The following is a 440-nucleotide window of genomic DNA, read 5'->3' on the forward strand; positions in this document are numbered from 1 at the left end:
AATCGTATGAGGTCACCGCCTAAGTCGTCATCTCGTACTAGTGTTTACTCGCCACACAGCATCTCTTTTTTTTCACACGCATCAAACGGCGTCCGAGTTCCGTCTCTGTCTCGTGGGCTCGGGGATGTGTATAAGACACAGCTCGAGTTTGACGCTCATTCCGTGACGGGAGACCAGGATGATGTCGTCCTGGGCGTTGCACAGGACGACATCATCCTGGTCTCCCGTCACGGAATGAGCGTCAAATTCGAGGCCAATGACGAGACCTTGCGCCCCATGGGCCGGCAGACCGCCGGTGTGCCTGGCCCTTATACACATCCCACGATGCCCCCGAACGCGTGGCGGTACATATCGGTGGGCGACGTCGCATAGTATAAACACACGTTGTTCCCGAGCACACGACTCTTCTGCTCATGTAGCCCTGCGCACACGCATCGTGC

General features: G+C 56.8%; 1 protein-coding gene. It reads left to right on the forward strand.

Features of this window, described 5'->3' with window-relative positions; genetic code table 11:
• Window positions 1-162 precede the first annotated feature (162 nt).
• Entirely contained in the window at window positions 163-372 is a 210-nt protein-coding gene (locus CRD59_RS07700; RefSeq protein ID WP_113854070.1) for a hypothetical protein, read from the forward strand.
• Window positions 373-440: the final 68 nt, after the last annotated feature.

This window comes from Bifidobacterium xylocopae (assembly GCF_003315615.1).
GTDB classification, from domain to species: domain Bacteria; phylum Actinomycetota; class Actinomycetes; order Actinomycetales; family Bifidobacteriaceae; genus Bombiscardovia; species Bombiscardovia xylocopae.